Origin of the sequence: Pseudomonas donghuensis (assembly GCF_000696345.2) — a bacterium.
GTDB lineage: Bacteria > Pseudomonadota > Gammaproteobacteria > Pseudomonadales > Pseudomonadaceae > Aquipseudomonas > Aquipseudomonas donghuensis.
Window position 1 is genome coordinate 5093285 of sequence record NZ_CP071706.1, and the last position, 22124, is coordinate 5115408.

Below are 22124 nucleotides of genomic sequence, written 5' to 3' on the forward strand. Positions count from 1 at the left end.
CCAGAGGCTACAACCCGCCCGTCGCCTGAAAGCCAATTCCCAGCGCGGTCAGCACTGACAGCGGCAGCAGCAAGGTATCGAGCAAGGCGCTGCCCGGCAGATCCAGCCCTGGGTACTTCGGCGCTTCGGCGCCAAAGCGGTCCATGGCGCAACAGCCACCCTTCAGGGCGTACAAGTCCAGGCGCGTTCCGGCATAAACCACCGGCGCTCCCGGCTTGGCCGCATCCAGGGTACGCACACTGGCGCAACCATTAGCCATCAAGCACAGCAGCACCACGCCAAGCTGACGCTTCATTCATCCGCGCCAAAATGATGCTCACCCCAACGCGGCAGCATGTCCTGGGGAATGTTCAGCACGTTGAGGATCCGTGCGACGACAAAGTCGATCAGGTCATCGATGGTCTGTGGCTGATGATAAAAGCCCGGTGCCGCCGGCAGGATCACTGCGCCCATGTTCGACAGCTTGAGCATGTTCTCCAGGTGGATGGTCGAGAATGGAGCCTCGCGCGGCACCAGGACCAACTGACGACGCTCCTTCAAGGTGACATCCGCAGCCCGCTCGATCAGGTTGTTGCAGGCGCCGGTGGCGATCGCCGACAGGGTGCCGGTAGAACACGGCACCACCACCATCGCCGCTGGCGCGCCGGAGCCCGAGGCTACCGGGGACATCCAGTCTTCCTTGCCATACACGCGGATCTGCCCGGCGGCAGCGCCGGTGTACTCGGTGAGGAAGGCTTGCATGGTTTGCGGCTTGGCCGGCAACAACACATCAGTCTCGGTGGCCATGACCAGTTGCGCGGCCTTGGAGATCAGAAAATGCACCTCGCGGTCTTCGCGCACCAGGCAATCGAGCAGGCGCAGCCCATACTGCGCCCCCGAAGCCCCGGTCATGGCCAGCGTGATGCGTTCCGGCCCGCTCATTTCAGCGCCTCGGCCAGCTTGCCGTGCAGGCCGCCAAAGCCGCCGTTGCTCATGATCACCACCTGGGTGCCGGGCTTAGCCTGGCTCTTGACCCGTTCGATGATCGCCTCAAGGCTGTCGGCGACCACGGCCGGCACCTTGCATTCGGCAGCGGTGGCGGCCAGGTCCCACCCCAGGTTCGGCGGTGCATACCAGATCACCTGGTCGGCATCGTTGACGCTTTCCGGCAAGCCATCGCGGTGGGCACCGAGCTTCATCGAGTTGGAGCGCGGTTCGATCACGGCGATCAGCGGCGCATCGCCGATGCGCTTGCGCAGGCCGTCGAGGGTGGTGGCGATAGCCGTTGGGTGGTGGGCGAAATCGTCATAGATGGTCACGCCCTGCACTTCAGCGACCTTTTCCATCCGGCGTTTAACGCTTTTGAACGCACTCAACGCAGCAATACCCATGGCCGGCACCACGCCGACATGGCGAGCAGCGGCCAGGGTGGCCAGCGCGTTGGCGACGTTGTGCTGACCGGTCAGCTCCCACTCGACCACGCCTTGAGTTTCGCCCTCGAAGCTGACTTCGAAACGCGAACCATCGGCGCTGAGCAGTTTGACCTGCCACTGCCCGCCTTCACCGGTGGTTTGTACCGGGGTCCAGCAGCCCATCTTGATCACCCGCTCCAGCGCCGGCTCGGTGGTGGGATGAATCACCAGGCCTTCGCTCGGTATGGTGCGCACCAAATGGTGGAACTGCCGCTCGATGGCTGCCAGGTCGGGGAAGATGTCCGCGTGATCGAACTCAAGGTTATTGAGGATTGCAGTGCGCGGACGGTAATGAACGAACTTGGAGCGCTTGTCGAAGAAGGCGCTGTCGTACTCGTCGGCCTCGACCACGAAGAACGGCGTACCGCCCAGACGTGCCGACACCGAGAAGTTCTGCGGCACGCCGCCGATCAAGAAACCCGGGCTCATGCCGGCATGCTCCAGCACCCAGGCGAGCATGCTGCTGGTGGTGGTCTTGCCATGGGTACCGGCAACCGCCAGCACCCAGCGGCCTTGCAGCACATGGTCAGCCAGCCACTGCGGCCCCGACACATAGGGCAGGCCTTTGTTCAGTACGTATTCGACTGCCGGGTTGCCCCGCGACAGGGCATTGCCGATCACCACCAGGTCCGGCGCCGGGTCCAGCTGGGCGGCGTCATAGCCCTGGGTCAGTTCGATGCCCTGGGCTTGGAGCTGAGTGCTCATCGGTGGGTAGACGTTGGCATCGGAGCCGGTGACCCGATGGCCCAGCTCCTTGGCCAGCACGGCCAGCGAACCCATGAAAGTGCCGCAAATACCGAGAATATGAATGTGCATGATCGACCTCGCAAAACGTCGAGGCAGGGTAGCCTAGGGCGCGACAAATCGCATCCTGTGTTTCGCTCAAGCGTCTCGGGCGATGCCGTGTTTGCGAAGTTTTCGATACAAGGTATTGCGGCTGACCCCCAACTGCGCCGCGACATGGGTCATGTGCCAGCGGTGTTTTTCGAGCGTGACCAGCAAGGCGCTGCGTTCGGCGTCCTCCAAAGGAGATTCGCCTTCCCCCTGCCGGAGCGGGCTTGCACCGCAAAGGGGTGGCTCAGACAGACCGCTATTGCGGGGCACGTCGGGTAACCGCAGCGCCGCTCCTACAATAGTGGCTGGCAGCTCGGATTGGCGGATACAGCCGTCATCACACAGCGCCACCAGGGTACGCAAGACGTTGCGCAACTGGCGCACGTTGCCCGGCCAGGCGAAGTCGAGCAACGCCCTGCGCGCCGCAGGTTCCAGGCTCACCGATTGCTCGCCGGCCTCTTCAGCCAGGATGAAGTCCAGCAGTTGCGACTTGTCACTGCGCTCGCGCAAGGCCGGCAGCTCGATCTCAAGCCCGTTGAGCCGGTAATAAAGGTCCTCGCGAAAGCTGCCATCCTCGACCCGCTCCAGCAGGTTGCGGTGGGTGGCGCTGATGATGCGCACGTTGACCGCCTGCGGCTCGCCGCCGATCGGCACCACCATGCGGTCTTCCAGGACACGCAGCAAGCGGGTTTGCAGGGCCAGGGGCATGTCGCCGATCTCGTCCAGCAACAACGTGCCACCATCGGCTTGCTGCAACTTGCCGCGCATGCCTTCCTTGCGCGCCCCGGTAAAACTGCCACCACGATAGCCGAACAGCTCGCTCTCGATCAGGCTCTCAGGGATCGATGCGCAGTTAAGGGCGACAAACGCCTTGCCGCTGCGCTGGCTGGCCAAGTGCACGGCCTTGGCGAAAGCCTCCTTGCCGCAGCCGGTCTCGCCGTTGAGCAGCAGCGGCACATCGCGCTCGAACACCCGTACCGCACGGCGAAAATCGTTCTGCAGGGCCGGATCGACCAGGCAGATACCCGCCGCTTTCTCGGTTTTGACTGACGTCGCAAGCGGCGCCAGCGCAGGCAGCATCGACCGCACCTGGCCACGCAAACTGGCGAACAGCAAGCGCCCATCGCGGGTGCGCAGCGGCCAGCTGGTGCTGGCCTGGGCGGTGGCCCGGCTGAGCAGCTCGCTCTGGGAGCAATCGAAGAACATATCCACAGGCTTGCCGAGCAAGCCGTCACGGACGGTGCCCAGCAGGTTCAAGGCGCTCTGGTTGACCGCGCAAATCCGTCCGTCGCCATCAAAGGCCAGCAACCCTTCACTGAACAGCCCGACGGACTCGGCCTGCAGGTGAAAGCGCAGCAGGTACTGGTTTTCGAAATAACGCAGGAAGTAGCAGCTCTCGATCATCTTCGCCGAGAGGTTGACCAGCGCCATGGTGTGAAACTGGCTCTGGCGCGAAACTTCAGCCCGCGCCGAGGACACATCGAGCACTGCCAGCAGTTCGCCGTGCGGGTCGAACACCGGGCTGGCCGAGCACGTCAGCCCGGTGTGACGGCCACGAAAGTGCTCATCCTGATGAATGGTCACCGCCTGGCGCTCGACCAGGCAGGTGCCGATGCCGTTGGTGCCTTCGCGGGCTTCGCTCCAGTCGGCACCGAGCCACAGCCCGGCACGCTCGAAGATGCGCCGCTCGGTGGGCGCGGTGACGCAATTGAGGATTACCCCGCGGGCGTCGGTGAGCAGTACCGCATGGCCGGCGCCGGAAAGCTGCTGGTGCAGGCTGTTCATTTCGTTGCCAGCGATCTGCAGCACCTGCTGCAAGCGTTCGCGGCTTTCCAGCACGCGGCCATGTTCAAGCACGGTCGGGGCCATGCTCTGGGCCGGGTCCAGGTGATAGTCCTCAAGGCAACGCAACCACGAGCGGGCGATCGACGGATCGCTGCCAGGGCCCTGTGCCAGGGCCTTGCCCTGGGTCACGGTGAGTACTTGCCGGGCATGCCGGCTGAGGTGATTGCTCTGCACTTTTTATTGTTCTCCGCAGACGAGACAGGCCCAGCATCCTCCACCCATCGGCGCAATGCAATGCTGGCTTGACTGCTGGGTCACGCCTTGTGTCAACAACGGTACAAAGTGTCACCCTGGCTGTGCCAGACACGCTACAGCGCCCCGCCACCGCCGGCGCAGAAACCGCCCAAACCCTTGATTTACCTAAGGCCGCCTACACTGGCCCAACCCTTGCTCTATGCTTTACATCCTCCCAACAAGCACAATAGCCAGGAGACACATCATGCGTTATGCACATCCCGGTACCGAAGGCGCCAAGGTTTCCTTCAAGAGCCGTTACGGGAACTACATCGGTGGCGAGTTCGTTGCCCCCGTCAAAGGCCAGTACTTCGAAAACACCTCGCCGGTGAACGGCCAACTGATTGCCGAATTCCCGCGTTCCACTGCCGAAGACATCGAAAAGGCCCTGGACGCCGCACACGCCGCGGCGGATGCCTGGGGCGCCACTTCGGTGCAGGCTCGCTCGCTGATCCTGCTGAAAATCGCCGACCGTATCGAACAGAACCTCGAACTGCTGGCCATCACCGAAACCTGGGACAACGGTAAGGCCATCCGCGAAACCCTCAACGCCGACATCCCGCTGGCGGCCGACCATTTCCGCTACTTCGCCGGCTGCCTGCGCGCCCAGGAAGGCAGTGCCGCCGAGATCGACGGCAACACCGTGGCCTACCACCTCCATGAACCGCTGGGCGTGGTCGGGCAGATCATCCCGTGGAACTTCCCGATCCTGATGGCCGCATGGAAACTCGCCCCGGCCCTGGCCGCCGGCAACTGCGTGGTACTCAAGCCCGCCGAGCAAACTCCGCTGGGCATCAGCGTGCTGCTGGAAGTGATCGGCGACCTGCTGCCGCCAGGCGTGCTCAACGTGGTGCAAGGCTATGGCCGCGAGGCCGGTGAAGCCCTGGCCACCAGCAAGCGCATCGCCAAGATTGCCTTCACCGGCTCCACCCCGGTCGGCTCGCACATCATGAAATGCGCCGCCGAGAACATCATCCCGTCCACCGTCGAGCTGGGCGGCAAGTCGCCGAACATCTTCTTCGAAGACATCATGCAGGCCGAGCAGAGCTTCATTGAAAAAGCCGCCGAAGGCCTGGTGCTGGCGTTCTTCAACCAGGGCGAAGTGTGCACCTGCCCATCCCGCGCCCTGGTGCAGGAGTCGATCTACCCGGCGTTCATGCAAGAGGTGATGAAGAAGATCAAGCAGATCAAGCGCGGCGACCCGCTGGACACCGACACCATGGTCGGCGCCCAGGCCTCCGAGCAACAGTTCGACAAGATCCTCTCGTACCTGGAAATCGCCGAGAAGGAAGGCGCCGAGCTGCTGACCGGCGGCAAGGTGGAAAAACTCGAAGGCAGCCTGTCGACCGGTTATTACATCCAGCCGACCCTGCTCAAGGGCACCAACAAGATGCGCGTGTTCCAGGAAGAAATCTTCGGCCCGGTGGTGAGCATCACCACCTTCAAGGACGAAGCCGAAGCCCTGGCGATTGCCAACGACACCGAGTTCGGCCTCGGCGCCGGTGTCTGGACTCGTGACATCAACCGCGCCTACCGCATGGGCCGCGGCATCAAGGCCGGTCGCGTATGGACCAACTGCTACCACCTGTACCCGGCCCACGCCGCGTTCGGTGGCTACAAGAAGTCCGGCGTCGGCCGTGAAACCCACAAAATGATGCTCGATCACTACCAGCAGACCAAAAACCTGCTGGTCAGCTACGACATCAATCCGCTGGGCTTCTTCTAAACGAGAAACAGGGCGGCTCCAATCCCGGGGCCGCTCTGGCTCGCTTCCTGCAAGACCATCACCAGACAAACCGGCACCCGCCGGTATTGATAAAAAGAACAGGTGAACCCTATGCCAAGCGATCATACCGGCAGCGTGCCGGCAGGCTCTTCTGTCGACTTCGAAAAGGTCGGCTCCGACTACTTCCAACAACGTGAACTGAAAAAGGGCGCCGCCGGCTGGGTATTGCTGGTGGGCCTGGGCGTCGCCTACGTGATTTCCGGCGACTACGCCGGCTGGAACTTCGGCCTCGCCCAGGGTGGCTGGGGCGGCATGTTCCTCGCCACCTTGCTGATGGCGACCATGTACCTGTGCATGTGCTTCTCGCTGGCGGAACTGTCGTCGATGATCCCCACCGCCGGTGGCGGCTACGGCTTTGCCCGCAGCGCATTCGGGCCCTGGGGCGGGTTTCTTACCGGTACGGCGATCCTCATCGAGTACGCCATCGCCCCGGCGGCCATTGCGGTGTTTATCGGCGCCTATTGCCAGTCATTGTTCGGCATCGGCGGCTGGATGATCTACCTGGCGTTCTACATCATCTTTATTGGCATCCACATCTTCGGTGTCGGTGAAGCGCTCAAGCTGATGTTCATCATCACCGCCGTGGCCGCCATTGCCCTGGGCGTGTTCCTGGTGGCGATGGTGCCGCACTTCGACGTCAACAACCTGTTCGATATCGCCCAGACCGACGCCGTTGGCGCCAGCAGCTTCCTGCCGTTCGGCTATGTCGGGGTGTGGGCCGCGATCCCTTACGCGATCTGGTTCTTCCTCGCCGTCGAAGGCGTACCGCTGGCCGCCGAAGAAACCAAGAACCCCAAGCGCGACCTGCCCCGCGGCCTGATCGGCGCCATGCTGGTGCTGCTGGCCTTCGCCCTGCTGATCCTGGTGGTCGGCCCTGGTGGCGCCGGTGCCGAAGCGTTGAAAGCCTCCGGTAACCCATTGGTGGAAGCGCTGTCGAAAGCCTACGGCGGCTCGACCTGGATGGGCGGTTTCGTCAACCTGGTGGGCCTGGCCGGCCTGATCGCCAGCTTCTTCTCGATCATCTACGCCTATTCGCGGCAGATCTTTGCCTTGTCCCGTGCCGGCTACCTGCCACGCAAGCTGTCGGAAACCAACAAGAGCAAGGCCCCGGTACTGGCCTTGGTGATCCCCGGGATCATCGGTTTCGGCCTGTCGCTGACCGGCCAGGGCGACCTGTTGATCCTGGTCGCGGTGTTCGGCGCTACGCTGTCTTATGTACTGATGATGGCCGCGCACATCACCTTGCGCATCCGCCGGCCGAAAATGGAGCGCCCGTATCGCACCCCCGGCGGCATCTTCACCTCGGGCGTGGCCCTGGTGCTGGCCTGCATCGCGGTGGTGGCGGGCTTTCTGGTCGACCCGCGGGTAGTGATTGGCGCCGCAGTGATTTATGCGGTATTGATTGCCTACTTTGCGTTCTACAGTCGGCACCACCTGGTTGCCGGGACCCCGGAAGAAGAATTCGCCGCGATCCAGAAGGCCGAAGAGGCCCTGCACTGATCAACGCCACCTACGCCGCAGGCCAGCCCTGCGGCGTTCTGGAGAGTCTGTATGGCAAGTTTTGTACACACGGCGGGCAACCAGACCTACCGTTTCGACAGCCTCAAGGAAGTCATGGCCAAGGCCAGCCCGGCACGCTCGGGTGACTTTCTCGCCGGCGTCGCCGCCAGCAACGATGGCGAACGGGTGGCGGCGCAGATGGCCCTGGCCGATATCCCGCTCAAGCACTTCTTGAGCGAAGCGCTGATCCCTTACGAAGACGATGAAGTCACCCGGCTGATCATCGACACCCATGATGCCAGCGCCTTTGCCGCCGTCAGCCACCTGACCGTGGGCGGGCTGCGCGACTGGCTGCTCAGCGAAGCAGCCGATGAACACAGCCTGCGTGCATTGGCCCCGGGCCTGACCCCGGAAATGGCCGCGGCAGTCTCGAAGATCATGCGCGTCCAAGACCTGGTGCTGGTGGCGCAGAAGATCCGCGTGGTCACCCGTTTTCGCGGCACCATGGGCCTGCGCGGGCGCCTGTCGACCCGCCTGCAGCCCAACCACCCCACCGATGAGCCGGCGGGCATTGCCGCAAGCATTCTCGACGGCCTGCTGTACGGCAACGGCGATGCCATGATCGGCATCAACCCGGCCACCGACAGCATCGCCTCGATCTGCGCGCTGCTGGAGATGCTCGACGCCATCATCCAGCGCTACGACATCCCGACCCAGGCCTGCGTGCTGACCCACGTGACCACCTCGATCGAGGCGATCAACCGTGGCGTGCCGCTGGACCTGGTATTCCAGTCAATTGCCGGCACCGAGGCGGCCAACGCCAGTTTCGGCATCAACCTCAATGTGCTCAAGGAAGGCTACGACGCAGGTCTCAGCCTCAACCGCGGCACCCTCGGGCAGAACCTGATGTACTTCGAGACCGGCCAGGGCAGCGCCCTGTCGGCCAATGCCCACCATGGCGTCGACCAACAAACCTGCGAAACCCGCGCGTATGCCGTGGCCCGCCACTTCAAGCCGTTTCTGGTCAACACCGTGGTCGGCTTCATCGGCCCGGAATACCTCTACAACGGCAAGCAGATCATCCGCGCCGGGCTTGAGGATCACTTCTGCGGCAAGCTGCTCGGCGTGCCCATGGGTTGCGACATCTGCTACACCAACCACGCCGAAGCCGACCAGGATGACATGGACATGCTCCTGACCCTGCTGGGTGTCGCCGGGATCAACTTCATCATGGGCATCCCCGGCTCCGACGACATCATGCTCAACTACCAGACCACCTCGTTTCACGATGCGCTCTACGCCCGCCAGACCCTGGGCCTCAAGCCCGCGCCGGAATTCGAGGCCTGGCTGGCGCGCATGGGCATTTTCACCCAGGCCGACGGCCGGGTGCGTTTTGGTGACAACCTGCCACCGGCCTTCCGCCAGGCCCTGGCGCAACTGGGATAAGCGAGTCGACTATGGCCAACACTCCCCAACACGACAACAGCAGCAATCCCTGGCTGGAATTGCGCCGCCTGACCCCGGCGCGCATTGCCCTGGGCCGCACCGGTACCAGCCTGCCCACTGGCGCCCAGCTCGACTTCCAGTTCGCCCACGCCCAGGCCCGCGATGCCGTGCACCTGGCCTTCGACCACGCCGGCCTGCGCGAGCAATTGAGCGCACGCGGGCGTGACAGCCTGTTGCTGCACAGTGCCGCCGCCGATCGCCACAGCTACCTGCAACGCCCCGATCTGGGGCGCCGGCTGCACGACGATTCAGCACAACGGCTGCGCGAGCATGCCCAGGCCAACCCCGGCGGCGTTGACCTGGCCATCGTCGTCGCCGACGGCCTCTCGGCCCTGGCCGTGCACCGCCATACCCTGCCGTTTCTCGCCCGCCTGGAAGAACAGAGCGCCGCCGACGGCTGGTCGACCTCACCGGTGGTATTGGTGGAGCAAGGCCGGGTGGCGGTTGCCGATGAAGTGGGCGAACTGCTCCGGGCCAAGATGACTGTGATCCTGATCGGCGAACGCCCAGGCCTGAGCTCGCCGGACAGCCTCGGGCTGTATTTCACCTACAACCCCAAGGTCGGCCTCACCGATGCCTACCGCAACTGCATTTCCAACGTGCGCCTGGAAGGTCTGAGCTACGGCATGGCCGCCCATCGCCTGTTGTACCTGATGCGCGAAGCCTGTCGGCGGCAGTTGTCGGGGGTCAACCTGAAGGATGAAGCCCAGGTGCAAACCCTTGAGTCAGACAGCGATGCGCCGAAAAGCGCAAACTTCCTGCTGAGTAAACCTTGAGATCCTAGATTGCGTTTTCTAATTGCTTTCAGGCAGCATCTACCAAGGCTGTCGGCGACTCACCGTAAACTCCCATGGACTCTGAGGCCTGCTTATGCGAATCATCCAAGCAACCCTGGAACACCTGGACATGCTGGTCCCGCTGTTCGTCAGGTACCGCGAGTTCTACGGCCAGCTGCCTTACCCGGACTCCTCGCGCTCATTCCTGGAAAAACGCCTGGAACGTGGCGAGTCGATCATCTACCTGGCCCTGCCGGACGATGACGACAGCAAACTGATGGGCTTCTGCCAGCTCTACCCGAGCTTTTCGTCGCTGTCGCTCAAGCGCGTGTGGATCCTCAACGACATCTATGTCGCCGAAGACTCCCGGCGCATGCTGGTGGCCGACCACCTGATGCGCGCAGCCAAGAAGCTGGCCAAGGAAACCAACGCGGTGCGCCTGCGGGTGTCTACCAGCAGCAACAACGAAGTGGCGATGAAAACCTACGAATCCATCGGTTTTCACGAAGACACCGAGTTCAAGAGCTACATCCTGCCTATCAACTCGGACTGATCCGGGCGCAATGGCAGGCGCCGCGCCTGCCGTTCACATCCATTCGACATCCGCCGCTACAAACTGCGCAGGCACAATCTGTTCGTAGCCGTATAATGCGCCTCTTCATTGTGTGTGAAACTTTACCCATCTCCCGGGTAGCGACCGTCCGCATTCGCACTGCCAGCCATCGCAAGCCCGTCCCTCGGGTCAAGAACACAGGTGCTGTACATGGATTTCAACCCGCTGGACCTTATTCTGCATCTCGACGCCTACCTGGACCTGTTGGTCAACAACTACGGCCCGTGGATCTACGCGATCCTGTTCCTGGTGATCTTTTGCGAGACCGGTCTGGTGGTCATGCCGTTCCTGCCGGGTGATTCCCTGCTGTTCATCGCCGGCGCCGTCGCTGCTGGCGGCGGCATGGACCCGGTTCTGCTCGGCGGCCTGCTGATGGCCGCAGCCATCCTCGGCGACAGCACCAACTACGTGATTGGCCGAACGGCGGGCGAACGCTTGTTCCGCAACCCCAACTCGAAGATCTTCCGCCGCGACTACCTGCAGCAGACCCACGACTTCTACGAACGCCATGGCGGCAAGACCGTGACCCTGGCGCGCTTCCTGCCGATCCTGCGGACCTTCGCGCCGTTCGTCGCCGGCATCGCGAAAATGCACTACCCGCGTTTTCTCGGCTTCAGCGTCGCCGGTACCGTGCTCTGGGTGGGCGGCCTGGTGACCCTCGGCTATTTCTTCGGCAACGTGCCGTTCATCAAGCAGAACCTGTCGCTGATGATCGTCGCCATCATCCTGCTGTCGCTGGTGCCGATGATCATCGGCGTAGTGCGCAGCCGCATGAGCCGCAACGAAGCCAAGGTTCACTAAGCCCGGCCTATGTGGTCGCTCCGCGCCTGGCGCCGTCGCCGCACCCTGGCCCGACACCCGCTCGACCCGCAGCGCTGGCAGCGGGTGCGCGAGCGCCTGCCGATGCTCGATGGCCTCAGCGACGAAGAAGACCAATGGCTGCGTGAAGCCTGCGTACTGTTCCTGCACGACAAACACCTCAGTGCCCTGCCCGGGGTCGAGCTGGACGGCGAGCAGCGGCTGTTTCTCGCCGCCCAGGCGCAACTGCCGCTGCTGCACCTGGGCGAGCTGAACTGGTACCAGGGTTTCCACGAGATCATCCTCTACCCCGACGACTTCCTCAGCCCCCAGCGCCATCGCGACGCCAGTGGTATCGAACACGAGTGGGACGGTGAGCACAGTGGCGAAGCCTGGCAGCAGGGCCCGGTGATCCTGGCCTGGCCGGGGGTACAGGCCAGCGGTGGCTGGGAAGGCTACAACCTGGTGATCCACGAACTGGCGCACAAGCTCGACATGCTCAATGGCGATGCCAACGGCCTGCCGCCACTGCACAGCGATTTACGCGTCAGCGACTGGGCCCAGGCCATGCAGGAGGCCTTTGACGACCTCAACCGCCAGCTCGACCGCAACCCCGACGCCGAGACCGCCATCGACCCCTATGCCGCGGAAAACCCGGCGGAGTTCTTTGCCGTGACCAGCGAATACTTCTTCAGCGCCCCCGACCTGCTCAACGACGCCTACCCTGCGGTGTACCAGCAACTGCGCGGCTTTTACCGCCAGGACCCGCTCGCCCGCCTGCAGCAGTTGCAGCACCATCACCCGCATTACCGCCAGCCCCAGGACTGAGCCAGCCGGACATCCGGGCGGGCGTGGCAAGCGCAGCGGAATGTGCCTATAATCGCGGCCAATTTTTGGCCAAACATGGGGGCACTGCCCAATGAGCTACAGCAAGATTCCGGCTGGCAAAGACCTGCCGAACGACATCTACGTCGCCATCGAGATTCCAGCCAACCACGCGCCGATCAAATACGAGATCGACAAGGACAGCGACTGCCTGTTCGTTGACCGTTTCATGGCCACCCCGATGTTCTACCCGGCCAACTACGGCTACATCCCCAACACCCTGGCCGACGACGGTGATCCCCTCGACGTGCTGGTCGTGACGCCGTACCCGGTTGCCCCAGGCTCGGTCATCCGCGCCCGTCCGGTCGGCATCCTGAACATGACCGACGATGGCGGCGGCGACGCCAAAGTCATCGCCGTACCGCACGACAAACTGTCGCAACTGTACGTCGACGTCAAAGAATACACCGACCTGCCTGCCCTGCTGATCCAGCAGATTGAGCACTTCTTCGCGAACTACAAAGATCTCGAGAAAGGCAAGTGGGTCAAGATCGAAGGCTGGGATGGCGCTGACGCCGCTCGCGCCGCGATCACCAAGTCGGTTGCAGCTTACAAAGGCTAAGCAACCCTCAACAAAAAGCCCCGCACCTGCGGGGCTTTTTGTTTCAGGGCAAGAACGCCCCATTCAAGGTGGGAGCCTCCACCTCAATCCTTCTCACAGGATTAGGGTGGCAGCCGTACGCGGGGTGAGAGACCGGTAGACATAGGAAACCCGGCCAGACCGAGGTCTGCCCGCGCACAGCTGCCATAACTAGCTGCTTCTACTATCTACTCGAGCTCTCACACCCGGTCGCCAACGTAGCGACCCGAGGAAACTAGCCCTGTAGCACCTTTATCACAACAGTGAAAAGGCAGCAGCGTGCGTAGGATAGGTCCGAACACCTTCCAAGTGGATTTTTTTGCCAGGAAACCTCTTACGCCAGCCTAGGCAAACGCCTGTAAGCCAGCCATTTTCCCGCCTTCAAAATGAACCTCGCGTTTATAGCCCAGGCGCTGCAAGCCCACTAAACTCGGGCCTCATGAATACATCTGGCGATCGTCTCAAAGTGCTCCTGAGCGAGTGCAACCTGTCCCCCTCCGACTTTGCCGCGCAGCGCAAGGTCACGCCACAGCACGTCAACAACTGGTTCAAGCGCGGCGTGCCCTTGGCCCGCCTGGATGAAATCGCCGAACTGTTGTGCGTGCGTAGCCGTTGGCTGCGCAACGGCGAAGGCCCCAAACACCCCAACCCCTTGCCACGCCTCAACAGCCAGGCGGCCCGCCCGGGCGTCGAAGGCCCCGATGCCAGCCTGTTGGCGGCGCACAACCACAATGACATCCAACTGCCGTTCTACAGCGTCCAGGCCCGCCAGTTAAAAGCTGTTGATGACCGCTACCTGCGCCTGCCCATCCGCGCCCTCGACGCCCTGGGGGTCGACCCTGGCGATGCCCTGTGCCTGAGCATGCCCGGGCACAACATGAGCCCGCTGCTACCGCGCGGCACCACCCTGGCCGTCGACCGCAGCCTCACCCGCGTGGTCGACGGCGAGATCTACGCCCTGCTGCACAATGGCCGCCTGCGCATCAACAGCCTCAGCCGCCGCGCCAACGGCGCCTTGCGCCTGCACAGCCAGGACAGCGACGAATACCCGACTGAAACCTACAGCCCGGCGCAACTCAAGACCCAGCATTTGGAAGTGCTCGGCTGGGTCTTCTGGTGGGGCCACCTGCGCGACAGCCGCCCGGCTTGAGCGTTGTGGGTGATTTTTTGCTGGGCATCGCCAACCAATCCCAGTATGCTACGCCGCACATTTAGCCCGGCGGCCCAGCTCGCCCGCGGCCCTGGCGCGGCACCCCACCGCTTGCCCGCCACCTCCCGGCCCCAGCGCCGGAGCAACGATTTTAAGGCGGTTGCGGCTTACCAAAAATTAGCCAAGCCCGTCCCCGGAAGCCGGCCACAAGCCGGCTTTTTAATGCCTGGTTGAAAAGCCAGCCATCAATAGCCGGCAACGATAGCCGCCAGATGCGCACTCGCTCGCGCATCCACATCATTGGCATGTTGGTACTCAGAAATCGGCCGGCTACACCAACCGATTACGGCTCGCCAGGTTTCGAACCATTGATTCTATGCGCCGTATATCTTGCGCATCATCCATTTGCGAATACTGCTCTTGATCTCGGTTCACATCGGCTTGTATTGCCCGAATACCGTCTGCCTCGTCGACAAACCTGATGCGGTCCACCAGAACCCCCGTCCAGCTACGATGCTGATAAAGCACATCGTCCACGTAATAACTGAACCATTTTTCTTCCATCTCAGACGGGATAAATCCCTTGCGGATGGCACACGCCTCTTCAGCGTCGAGAACAAAATCCAGAGAAAGGGTTACGAATTGCTCTGGCATTTCCTTAGTAAGCCAATTGCCCTTGACCGCCCAGCCTTTTGAGCCTTGTTGCTCGAAAGCGACGACACCCTTGCGGTTGCTTGCTAACCACCGCTGAGTAGCCTCAAGCACCTGTAGATCACGGGTGCGACCGATGGGGTTGGTTGTTTTGCCAATGAGTTCGCGCGCGTGCTCAAAACTCGCCCAACACGTGTTTTGGGTGTGGCCCCCTGTCGGGCCGTGAGCGAAACCCGAGATCATTAGAAAAAAAGCATTCTTGCTTGTACCGCCTTCATAGAGCCCAGGGAGTACGCCGATCACTTTACCTTCGTGCCCCGCGTCCACACGCACCGCGCGGACAGCTGTTTGCTCAGGCTCCTCGTCAGCGAGCGGGCGCGCCTTGGCAAATGTCCAGACATAGCCGTCGTGGTGATTTGCCGGCTCGCGCAAGAGAACCTGTCCATCGGAGTTCAATAGAACGCCGCCGTATGCGCTGGCCTGGGGGATAATCCATGTCATATTCGTTGCTCAATGCGAGATAGGTACAAGAAGGCATGATAATGACGCCTGCAACGTCATCCGTCGCCGATTTCCGAGCCCCGAAGATTGCGGGGCTCCAGGCCATGTGCAGGCGCCACCACCTTAAATTCTTCCGTCACTCCCGCAAAAATCCTTCAATCCCACATTAACCAAGCCCACTTCGCGCCTTAGCCTTGAGTCACCGCCCACCGGAGATTCAACCATGCTGCTATTCCTGAAATCCCTGCTCATCGGCCTGTGCATCGCCGCGCCAGTCGGCCCGATCGGCTTGCTGTGCATTCAACGCAGCCTCACGCAGGGCTGGCGCGCCGGGTTCGCCACCGGGTTGGGCGCGGCAACGGCGGATGCTATCTATGGTTTTATCGGGGCGCTGGGGATCAGCGCGTTGATCACAACCCTAGTGGGCTGGAAACCCTGGCTGTGCATTTTCGGCGGTGCTTTTCTGGCGTATGTGGGCTATCGAATCATCACATCGGAAGCGACTTCGAGCAGGTCATCCGGGGAACCCTACAAGCCGTGGAGAGCTTACTCCACAACCTTGCTGCTGACCTTGTCCAACCCGATGACCATCCTGTCGTTCATTGCCATATTCGCCGCAATCAGCGATGGCGTCGGCGCGGGCCAAAGCAACAGTTATGCCCTTGCATTGATGGTCACAGGCATCTTCCTGGGCTCCGCCGGTTGGTGGCTGGGGTTGAGCGGATTTTCGGCCCTGTTCGCCACGAGACTTTCAAACTCGAAGCTGAAGCTGATCAACGTATTTTCCGCTTCGACCATCACCTTGCTGGGTGTCTACCAGATCATCACCGGTGTGCTGCTGCGAGGCGGCTAATTTCAGATTGCTCAAAGCCTGCAAGTTTCACTACTGTCAGGGTTCTTGCAGAGGAGATCGACATGGACCGAATCGACAGCAAAATCCTCGCCGCGGTGCAGCGCTCGGGACGGATGTCCATCACCGAACTCTCAGGCCATGCCGGCCTGTCGATTCCCGCCACCACCGAGCGCCTGCGCAAGCTCGAAGAGGCCGGGGTGATCAAGGGCTACGCTGCCCAGGTCGATCCGGTAAAACTCGGTTATGGCGTGTCAGCGGTGGTGGGCATGACCACCTTCAAGCCGGCCAAGGCCAAGTTGATTGCCTTGCTTGAGCAAATCCCCGAAGTCGTTGAATGCCTGCATGTCACCGGCAACGACTCCTACCTGATCCGGCTCTACGCAAGGTCCATGGCCGATATCGAAAGCATCATCGCCAGGATCAACCCTTACGGGGAAACCCGCACCAGCATCGTGCTTTCCGAACCCATTGAGCGGCGAAACCTGATGCCGTGAGTTGCAGTGCCAATCCTCAGCTACTGTCTACCCAGTCTGGAATTTTCTGAAATGGAGGCCTCATGAAACTGATCGGCATGCTCGATTCCCCCTATGTCCGCCGCGTTGCGGTATCACTGGAGCTGTATGGCATCCGCTTCGAACACCAGCCGTTGTCGGTATTCCGCAATTTCGCCGAGTTCGCCGCAATCAACCCGGTGGTCAAGGCGCCCAGCCTGGTCCTCGACGATGGCACGGTGTTGATGGATTCGACGCTGATTCTGGATTACTTCGAAGCTCTGGCCTCGCCGGCGAAAAAGCTCCTGGCGCAGGAACCTCAGGCCCGCGCCAGCGATTTGCAGGTGATCGGCCTGGCGCTGGCGGCCAGTGAGAAGTCGGTGCAGATCTACTACGAACACAACCTGCGCCCGCAGGAGAAACTGCATACGCCCTGGCTGGAGCGGGTGACCGGGCAGTTGCTGGCCGCGTATGCGCAGCTCGACGGGCTGCTTGCCGAACAGCCGACCAAGTGCCCCACCCTGCCCTTGAGCCAGGCGGAAATCACCACCGCAGTGGCCTGGTCGTTCACCCAGTACGTATGCGCCGAGGTGGTGGCGGCCAGTGACTATCCGCATGTACAGCGCTTGGCGCAGAAGATTGAAGGGCATCCGGCAATGCTCAAGTACCCGATCGAATAGCGCCTGGCGCCAAACCCTCGCGCAACATCTGTACGAAGGCATCCCTTGCCGGATGCCTTCCTGCCTGGGCATGCCAGTAAAAGGCGTTGCTGATGGCCTTGAGTTCGGCAAACTCATGGCCGCTCCAGCCGGCACCTTTACGGTATTGCTCGAAGATGCCCCGAGGCACCAGCGACACTCCGGCGCCCGCACTCACGCAACTGACGATGGCGCCATAGCTGGCAATGCCGACAATCGGCAGCTTTTGCCCCTGCTCAAGTAGCCAGTGCTCGAGCGCCGCACGGTACGGGCAACCTTCCGGCCACATGAAAATGGCCTTGCCCTGCAGGTCTTCGGCGCTGCGGATCGGCCCCAGGGATTCGGGGGCGATCAGCACCAGGTCTTCCTGGTACATGGGCGTGCGCTTGAGCAATGGCCGCTCGACCTCAACCGCGACTATTGCCCCATCGAGGCGATGGTTGAGCACGTCATCGAGCAGCTGCGACCAGGTGCCCGTGCTCAGCTCCAGTGATACCTGCGGGAAGCGCGCATGGTATTCGGCCAGCAAGCGCGGGAGCCGGCCACTGGCCGAGGACTCGATGGCGCCGATGCGCAAGCGTCCGCTGGGCACGGCTTGCGGGCTCAAGGCGGCCTTAGAGGCTTCGGCCAGGGCGAGCATCTGGGTGGCGTATTCGAGGAAGGTTTCGCCGGCCGGGCTGATCTTCAAGCCGCGCCCATGTCGAAAGAACAGCGCCACGCCCAGCTCCTCTTCCAGTGCCTTGATCCGCGCGGTGATGTTCGACGGTACGTAGTGCAACACCTCGGCTGCACGGGCGATGCTGCCGGTGTCGTAGACCGTCTTGAACATGCGAATCTGCATCAACTCCATACATCACCCAAAGTGAACGATCAGCTCAGTATAAGTCGATTGTGGTGAGCAAAGGCCTTTTTGATACTAAAGCTCCCTGCCTCTGGAGCGCCTTTCAATGCCACGCACCCAATCCCTGAAAATCGTCCTGGCGACTCTGCTCGTGGTGTTGTGCTGGGCGTACTCACCCGCCGGTATTCATATCGCCCTGCAAGGTTACGACCCAGGTCATCTGGCCCTGGCGCGGTTTATCGTGGCCTCGGTATTCATGGCGAGTGTCGCAGTGTGGCGCGGGATCAGCCTGCCACGGCTCAAGGACCTGCCGCTGTTAATGCTGCTTGGGCTGTTCGCGGTGTTTTTGCACCATGTGGCGCTCAACTTTGGCCAGCGCGGAATCAGTGCCGGGGCGTCCAGTGTGCTGGCGCAGTCCACGCCCTTGTTCAGCCTGCTGATTGCCTGTTTTGTCCTGCGCCAGAAGGTCAGCGCCTGGCACTGGGGATGCCTGGTGCTGGGTATGCTCGGAGCAGCGATGGTCGTTGCAGATGATCACGGAGTAGGAGCGCTCGACGCCCATGGCCTGTTGGTGCTGTTGGCCGCGCTGTCGTGGAGTATCTACTTCACCCTGCAGAAACTTCACGGTCATCGTTACGACGGCCTGACCATGGTCTGCTACACCCTCTGGGCCGGCACGGCGTTGTTGCTGGTGTACCTGCCAGGCCTTGGCGCTGCAGTGACTGCGGCGCCGCCCCAGGCAAACCTGGCGGTACTGCTGCTCGGCGTATTTCCCAGTGCCCTGGCGTACCTCGGCTGGGCTTATGTACTGAGCCATTCGGACGTCAGTCGGGCGTCCATGGCGCTGTACCTGATACCACCCTGCGCACTATTGATTGCCGCGGTTTTGCTCGGCGAACAACCTTCACTGCTGGTGGTCCTCGGGGCACTGGTGGTATTGAGCAGCGTGCTGGCCTTGAACCTGACGCCGGGTTTGTCCAGCCCTAGGCCGGCTCGGCAAATTTCACCTTGAAGTAATCCAGCAGGGTTTGCCCACGGCGAAAGGCCTTGCGCACCTCGTCACTTTCTTTGACCAGCGCCTCACTGGGCACCGCCTGCTGATCCACCGGCAATGGCCGGGACCACTCCCGCACCACTTTGGGAAACGTTGCTCTGGGGCGATTGTTGACCCAGTTGGAGAGATGGCACGGCAAGGTCCAGCCACCGAACGCCTGGACGAACAGAAAGCCAAACACATACTGCAGCCACGGAAAGTTGTCGCGATAGCCAATGCGGGCCATATGGAAAAACGCCACCGTGCCCTCTTCAAATTCTTCCGGCGGCGGTTCAGGCAAGGCTGCCGGGCCCTCTTCCATGTAGGCGCGAATCGCCTCCCATTCGGCCACTGCACCGCGCAGGCTGCCACAGGCCACGGTCAGCCACAGGACGTTCCCGTTGTCGGCGTCACGCAGGCCGATCATCAGTTTGAACTCGGGCATCACCGCGTATTCGGTGACCAATTGCCCGGCCGAAACACAGGCGATGACCTCTTCCCAGGGCACATACTGGGGTGCGGCGCCCTTCTTCGGCACCATCGCCACTTCACGTCGCTGGCGATTGAAGCGGATCGGTGGCTGGACGCTGAGCTGGCGCACGGCCAGGCAAAATATGACGACGTACATCAACGCCAGCAGCCCGATAAAACCCCAGATGGGCGGCGATGCGAGAAAGTCGTAGACCCCCTCCCAGAACGGCTCAAGCCTACGCCGCACCCAAGCTCCGAGAAACGCCGTCATCACCACGCAGCTCACCACCCCCATGACGGCGGCAATACCGCAGCGGGCCATGAACTCGAAGTTGCCCCGACCAATGCCGAAGTCCAGGTAGACCTCATTGGCATCACGATGCAAATGCCGGTAGCTATAGGCCTCTACCCCGGTGGGCAAGGGTTTCGGCGACAGGTAGACGATCTGAGTGCCGGAGACTTGCTCGAAGTCTCCGGCATGGGGCAGACGCTGGTATTTGCTGTCAGGCATGAAAACGTTCCGAGTCCTTTCGACAGGGAAGACACGCCAGGCGCGCTTCCTATGAATAACGCCGCACAGTATCGCGCAAATAGTCATCCAGCAGTTGCGTATCACCACGCAGCCTTGGCAAGGTCGGCGAGGTTTCGGCACGCCGCAACTCGCTGTCGATAAACGAGTGCAACAGCATCCGCCGCGGCCCATAGTCGGCTTCGACGGCCTGGCGCTTGATGCGCAACAACTCATCGATCTCGGCGAGCATTTGCGGCTCGCTCAGGGTGCCTGCCAGCAGATCGGCAAAAGCTGTCGGCGGCATGCCCAGGCCCAGGTCGATCCAGCGCACCGCCAACAGCGAACGCAGTACGTAGAGGTACTTCTTGAAGCGCACCTGCGCGCCCTGAAGGAAGTCGCGGTGGTTCTTTTTCGCCATCGACAGGTAGTGGTGCCGCGCCGCCCGGGCACTGTAGAAATTCAGTGCCAGCGCCTGGAGCGACTCCACTGCACCCGGTTCAGCGCGGTACACCAGCGGCGAGCCGAGCCATTCGAGCAGGGTCGGGTTGGAGTTGCGCAGCAGCTTCAAGGTCTTGCGCAGCTCCCAACCGCTGATGTCCAGCTCGTCGGTCAGCGGCCGCTCGATGACGTCGCGCGGCTCGTCGACGCGCAGGTACCAGTCCTGGCGCGGGACGTAGATGAAGCGCACATCGAAGTCGCTGTCGGTAGAGGCAAAGCCCCAGGCGCGGCTGCCGGATTCGCAGGCATAGAGCACAGTAACGTCGTGCTCGCGCTCGACCCGGCGCAACTCGTCAAGCACCCACTCGCGCATGGCCCCGGGCAATGGGTGACGGTCTTCCTTGTTCATGTTCGTGTCCTTGCAGTCGGGCGCCTCAAGGCGCCCTCTCTAACCTTTGACGCACACCACCTGACGCAGGGTGTGCACCACTTCCACCAGCTCGCGCTGGGCTTGCATCACCGCGTCGATGTCCTTGTAGGCCATGGGGATCTCGTCGATCACGTCCTTGTCCTTGCGGCATTCGACATGGGCGGTGGCGCGTTGCTGATCCTCGACGGTGAACGCCTGCTTGGCCCGGGTGCGGCTCATCACCCGCCCGGCGCCGTGGCTGCAGGAGCAGAACGATTCCTCGTTGCCCAGGCCGCGAACGATGAAACTCTTCGCCCCCATGGACCCGGGAATGATCCCCAGCTCGCCCTTCTGCGCCGACACCGCACCCTTGCGGGTGATCAGCACGTCGTGGCCAAAATGCCGCTCGCGCTGCACATAGTTGTGGTGGCAGTTGACCGCTTCGAGGTTGGCCTCGAAGGGCTTGCCGATCACCTTGCGCGTGGCGGCGATCACCGCGTGCATCATCAACGCGCGGTTCTGCCGGGCGAAATCCTGGGCCCACTCCACCGCTTCGACGTAGTCGGCAAAGTGCCGGCTGCCCTCTTCGAAATAGGCCAGGTTACGGTCCGGCAGGTTGGCGATGTGTTGGCGCATGTCGGCCTGGGCCAGTTCGATGAACAGGTTGCCGATGGCGTTGCCGACCCCGCGCGAACCGCTGTGCAACATCAACCAGACGCAGTTGGCCTCATCCAGGCAGACCTCGATGAAATGGTTGCCGCCGCCGAGGGTGCCCAGGTGCTGGCGGTTGTTGGTCTTCTCCAGCTTCGGGTACTTATCGGTGATCGCCTTGAAGCGCGCGGCCAGGTCGTGCCAGGCGTGGTCGGCGAGCGCCGGCACGCTGCCCCAGGCGCCCTGGTCGCGACGGCCAAAGGTCTTGCCATGGGGCACCGCTTTCTCGATTGCAGTGCGCAGGCCATGCAAGTTGTCCGGCAGGTCGCTGGCGGTCAGCGAGGTGCGCGCAGCGATCATGCCGCAGCCGATATCGACGCCGACCGCCGCCGGGATGATCGCGCCCAGGGTCGGAATCACGCTGCCGATGGTCGAGCCCTTGCCCAGGTGCACATCGGGCATCACCGCCAGGTGCTTGAAGATGAACGGCATCTTCGCGGTGTTCAGCAGTTGCTCACGGGCGCCCTCATCCACCGGGACGCCGTCGGTCCAGAGCTTGATCGGCTTGCCGCCGGCCACTTCGAGAATGTTCATTGTCGTACTTCCACTTTAATCTGT

22 protein-coding genes are annotated in these 22124 nt (G+C 62.3%); 13 read left to right on the forward strand and 9 right to left on the reverse strand.

The annotated features are described in order from the left end of the window. Window positions 1-7 precede the first annotated feature (7 nt). The 4 genes from BV82_RS23660 to BV82_RS23675 all read right to left on the reverse strand — a co-directional run bounded on the left by BV82_RS23660 (window position 8) and on the right by BV82_RS23675 (window position 4304). Window positions 8-295 (reverse strand): YceK/YidQ family lipoprotein, encoded by a 288-nt coding sequence (locus BV82_RS23660; RefSeq protein ID WP_010222883.1) that lies wholly within the window; start codon window positions 293-295, stop codon window positions 8-10. Further along, entirely contained in the window at window positions 292-921 is a 630-nt protein-coding gene (ubiX, locus tag BV82_RS23665; RefSeq protein ID WP_036996979.1) for a flavin prenyltransferase UbiX, read from the reverse strand. Before ubiX ends, BV82_RS23660 begins: the two co-directional genes overlap by 4 nt. Then, window positions 918-2267, reverse strand: coding sequence for a UDP-N-acetylmuramate:L-alanyl-gamma-D-glutamyl-meso-diaminopimelate ligase (gene mpl / locus BV82_RS23670; protein ID WP_010222881.1), 1350 nt, complete (start codon window positions 2265-2267; stop codon window positions 918-920). The genes ubiX and mpl overlap by 4 nt, the downstream gene beginning before the upstream one ends. Window positions 2268-2333: 66 nt before the next feature. Beyond that, entirely contained in the window at window positions 2334-4304 is a 1971-nt protein-coding gene (locus BV82_RS23675) for a sigma-54-dependent Fis family transcriptional regulator (protein WP_036996980.1), read from the reverse strand. Window positions 4305-4569: 265 nt separating this feature from the next. Here BV82_RS23675 and exaC point away from each other — a divergent pair, with 265 nt between their 5' ends. The 9 genes from exaC to BV82_RS23720 all read left to right on the forward strand — a co-directional run bounded on the left by exaC (window position 4570) and on the right by BV82_RS23720 (window position 13958). After that, the gene (gene exaC, locus BV82_RS23680) at window positions 4570-6090 is read left to right on the forward strand and encodes an acetaldehyde dehydrogenase ExaC (protein WP_036996981.1); all 1521 of its coding nucleotides are present in this window, start codon (window positions 4570-4572) and stop codon (window positions 6088-6090) included. A 111-nt stretch (window positions 6091-6201) separates the two neighbouring features. Beyond that, entirely contained in the window at window positions 6202-7650 is a 1449-nt protein-coding gene (eat, locus tag BV82_RS23685; protein WP_010222877.1) for an ethanolamine permease, read from the forward strand. 51 nt (window positions 7651-7701) lie between these two features. Further along, window positions 7702-9096 carry an ethanolamine ammonia-lyase subunit EutB gene (locus BV82_RS23690; RefSeq protein ID WP_010222876.1) on the forward strand — a complete coding sequence of 465 codons (1395 nt, stop codon included), beginning with the start codon at window positions 7702-7704 and terminating at the stop codon, window positions 9094-9096. Between the two features lie 11 nt (window positions 9097-9107). Continuing rightward, the gene (gene eutC / locus BV82_RS23695) at window positions 9108-9932 is read left to right on the forward strand and encodes an ethanolamine ammonia-lyase subunit EutC (RefSeq protein ID WP_010222875.1); all 825 of its coding nucleotides are present in this window, start codon (window positions 9108-9110) and stop codon (window positions 9930-9932) included. Between the two features lie 94 nt (window positions 9933-10026). After that, on the forward strand, window positions 10027-10485 hold the full coding sequence (locus BV82_RS23700; protein WP_010222874.1) for a GNAT family N-acetyltransferase: 459 nt from the start codon (window positions 10027-10029) through the stop codon (window positions 10483-10485). A gap of 210 nt (window positions 10486-10695) precedes the next feature. After that, window positions 10696-11346 (forward strand): DedA family protein, encoded by a 651-nt coding sequence (locus BV82_RS23705; protein WP_010222873.1) that lies wholly within the window; start codon window positions 10696-10698, stop codon window positions 11344-11346. A gap of 9 nt (window positions 11347-11355) precedes the next feature. Then, window positions 11356-12171, forward strand: a complete 816-nt coding sequence (locus BV82_RS23710; RefSeq protein ID WP_010222872.1) for a M90 family metallopeptidase — start codon at window positions 11356-11358, stop codon at window positions 12169-12171. 91 nt (window positions 12172-12262) lie between these two features. Next, window positions 12263-12790 (forward strand): inorganic diphosphatase, encoded by a 528-nt coding sequence (ppa, locus tag BV82_RS23715; protein ID WP_007933577.1) that lies wholly within the window; start codon window positions 12263-12265, stop codon window positions 12788-12790. A 457-nt stretch (window positions 12791-13247) separates the two neighbouring features. Next, complete coding sequence (locus BV82_RS23720) at window positions 13248-13958, forward strand: LexA family transcriptional regulator (protein ID WP_036996982.1); 711 nt, start codon at window positions 13248-13250, stop codon at window positions 13956-13958. Window positions 13959-14288: 330 nt separating this feature from the next. Here the strand turns inward: BV82_RS23720 and BV82_RS23725 are convergent, their stop codons facing one another. Continuing rightward, window positions 14289-15110 carry an NUDIX hydrolase gene (locus tag BV82_RS23725; RefSeq protein ID WP_051636824.1) on the reverse strand — a complete coding sequence of 274 codons (822 nt, stop codon included), beginning with the start codon at window positions 15108-15110 and terminating at the stop codon, window positions 14289-14291. 223 nt (window positions 15111-15333) lie between these two features. Here BV82_RS23725 and BV82_RS23730 point away from each other — a divergent pair, with 223 nt between their 5' ends. The 3 genes from BV82_RS23730 to BV82_RS23740 all read left to right on the forward strand — a co-directional run bounded on the left by BV82_RS23730 (window position 15334) and on the right by BV82_RS23740 (window position 17134). Further along, window positions 15334-15963, forward strand: coding sequence for a LysE family translocator (locus BV82_RS23730; protein ID WP_010222869.1), 630 nt, complete (start codon window positions 15334-15336; stop codon window positions 15961-15963). Window positions 15964-16025: 62 nt separating this feature from the next. Continuing rightward, entirely contained in the window at window positions 16026-16457 is a 432-nt protein-coding gene (locus tag BV82_RS23735) for an Lrp/AsnC family transcriptional regulator (RefSeq protein ID WP_010222868.1), read from the forward strand. A gap of 62 nt (window positions 16458-16519) precedes the next feature. Next, window positions 16520-17134 carry a glutathione S-transferase family protein gene (locus tag BV82_RS23740; RefSeq protein WP_010222867.1) on the forward strand — a complete coding sequence of 205 codons (615 nt, stop codon included), beginning with the start codon at window positions 16520-16522 and terminating at the stop codon, window positions 17132-17134. Here BV82_RS23740 and BV82_RS23745 read toward each other — a convergent pair. Beyond that, window positions 17115-18002 carry a LysR family transcriptional regulator gene (locus BV82_RS23745; protein WP_026001303.1) on the reverse strand — a complete coding sequence of 296 codons (888 nt, stop codon included), beginning with the start codon at window positions 18000-18002 and terminating at the stop codon, window positions 17115-17117. The two genes, BV82_RS23740 and BV82_RS23745, sit on opposite strands and share 20 nt — an antisense overlap. A gap of 97 nt (window positions 18003-18099) precedes the next feature. Here BV82_RS23745 and BV82_RS23750 point away from each other — a divergent pair, with 97 nt between their 5' ends. Further along, complete coding sequence (locus tag BV82_RS23750) at window positions 18100-19005, forward strand: DMT family transporter (RefSeq protein WP_036996983.1); 906 nt, start codon at window positions 18100-18102, stop codon at window positions 19003-19005. Here BV82_RS23750 and BV82_RS26480 read toward each other — a convergent pair. From BV82_RS26480 to BV82_RS23765, 3 genes are read right to left on the reverse strand one after another with little or no spacing between them, the layout of a single operon-like run. After that, window positions 18977-20008: a DUF6708 domain-containing protein gene (locus BV82_RS26480; RefSeq protein WP_010222864.1), complete on the reverse strand. Its 1032-nt coding sequence runs from the start codon at window positions 20006-20008 to the stop codon at window positions 18977-18979. The genes BV82_RS23750 and BV82_RS26480 overlap by 29 nt on opposite strands. A gap of 49 nt (window positions 20009-20057) precedes the next feature. Beyond that, entirely contained in the window at window positions 20058-20855 is a 798-nt protein-coding gene (locus tag BV82_RS23760; protein WP_036996984.1) for a nucleotidyltransferase domain-containing protein, read from the reverse strand. Between the two features lie 39 nt (window positions 20856-20894). Continuing rightward, window positions 20895-22100 carry an RtcB family protein gene (locus tag BV82_RS23765; protein ID WP_036996986.1) on the reverse strand — a complete coding sequence of 402 codons (1206 nt, stop codon included), beginning with the start codon at window positions 22098-22100 and terminating at the stop codon, window positions 20895-20897. Window positions 22101-22124 lie beyond the last annotated feature (24 nt).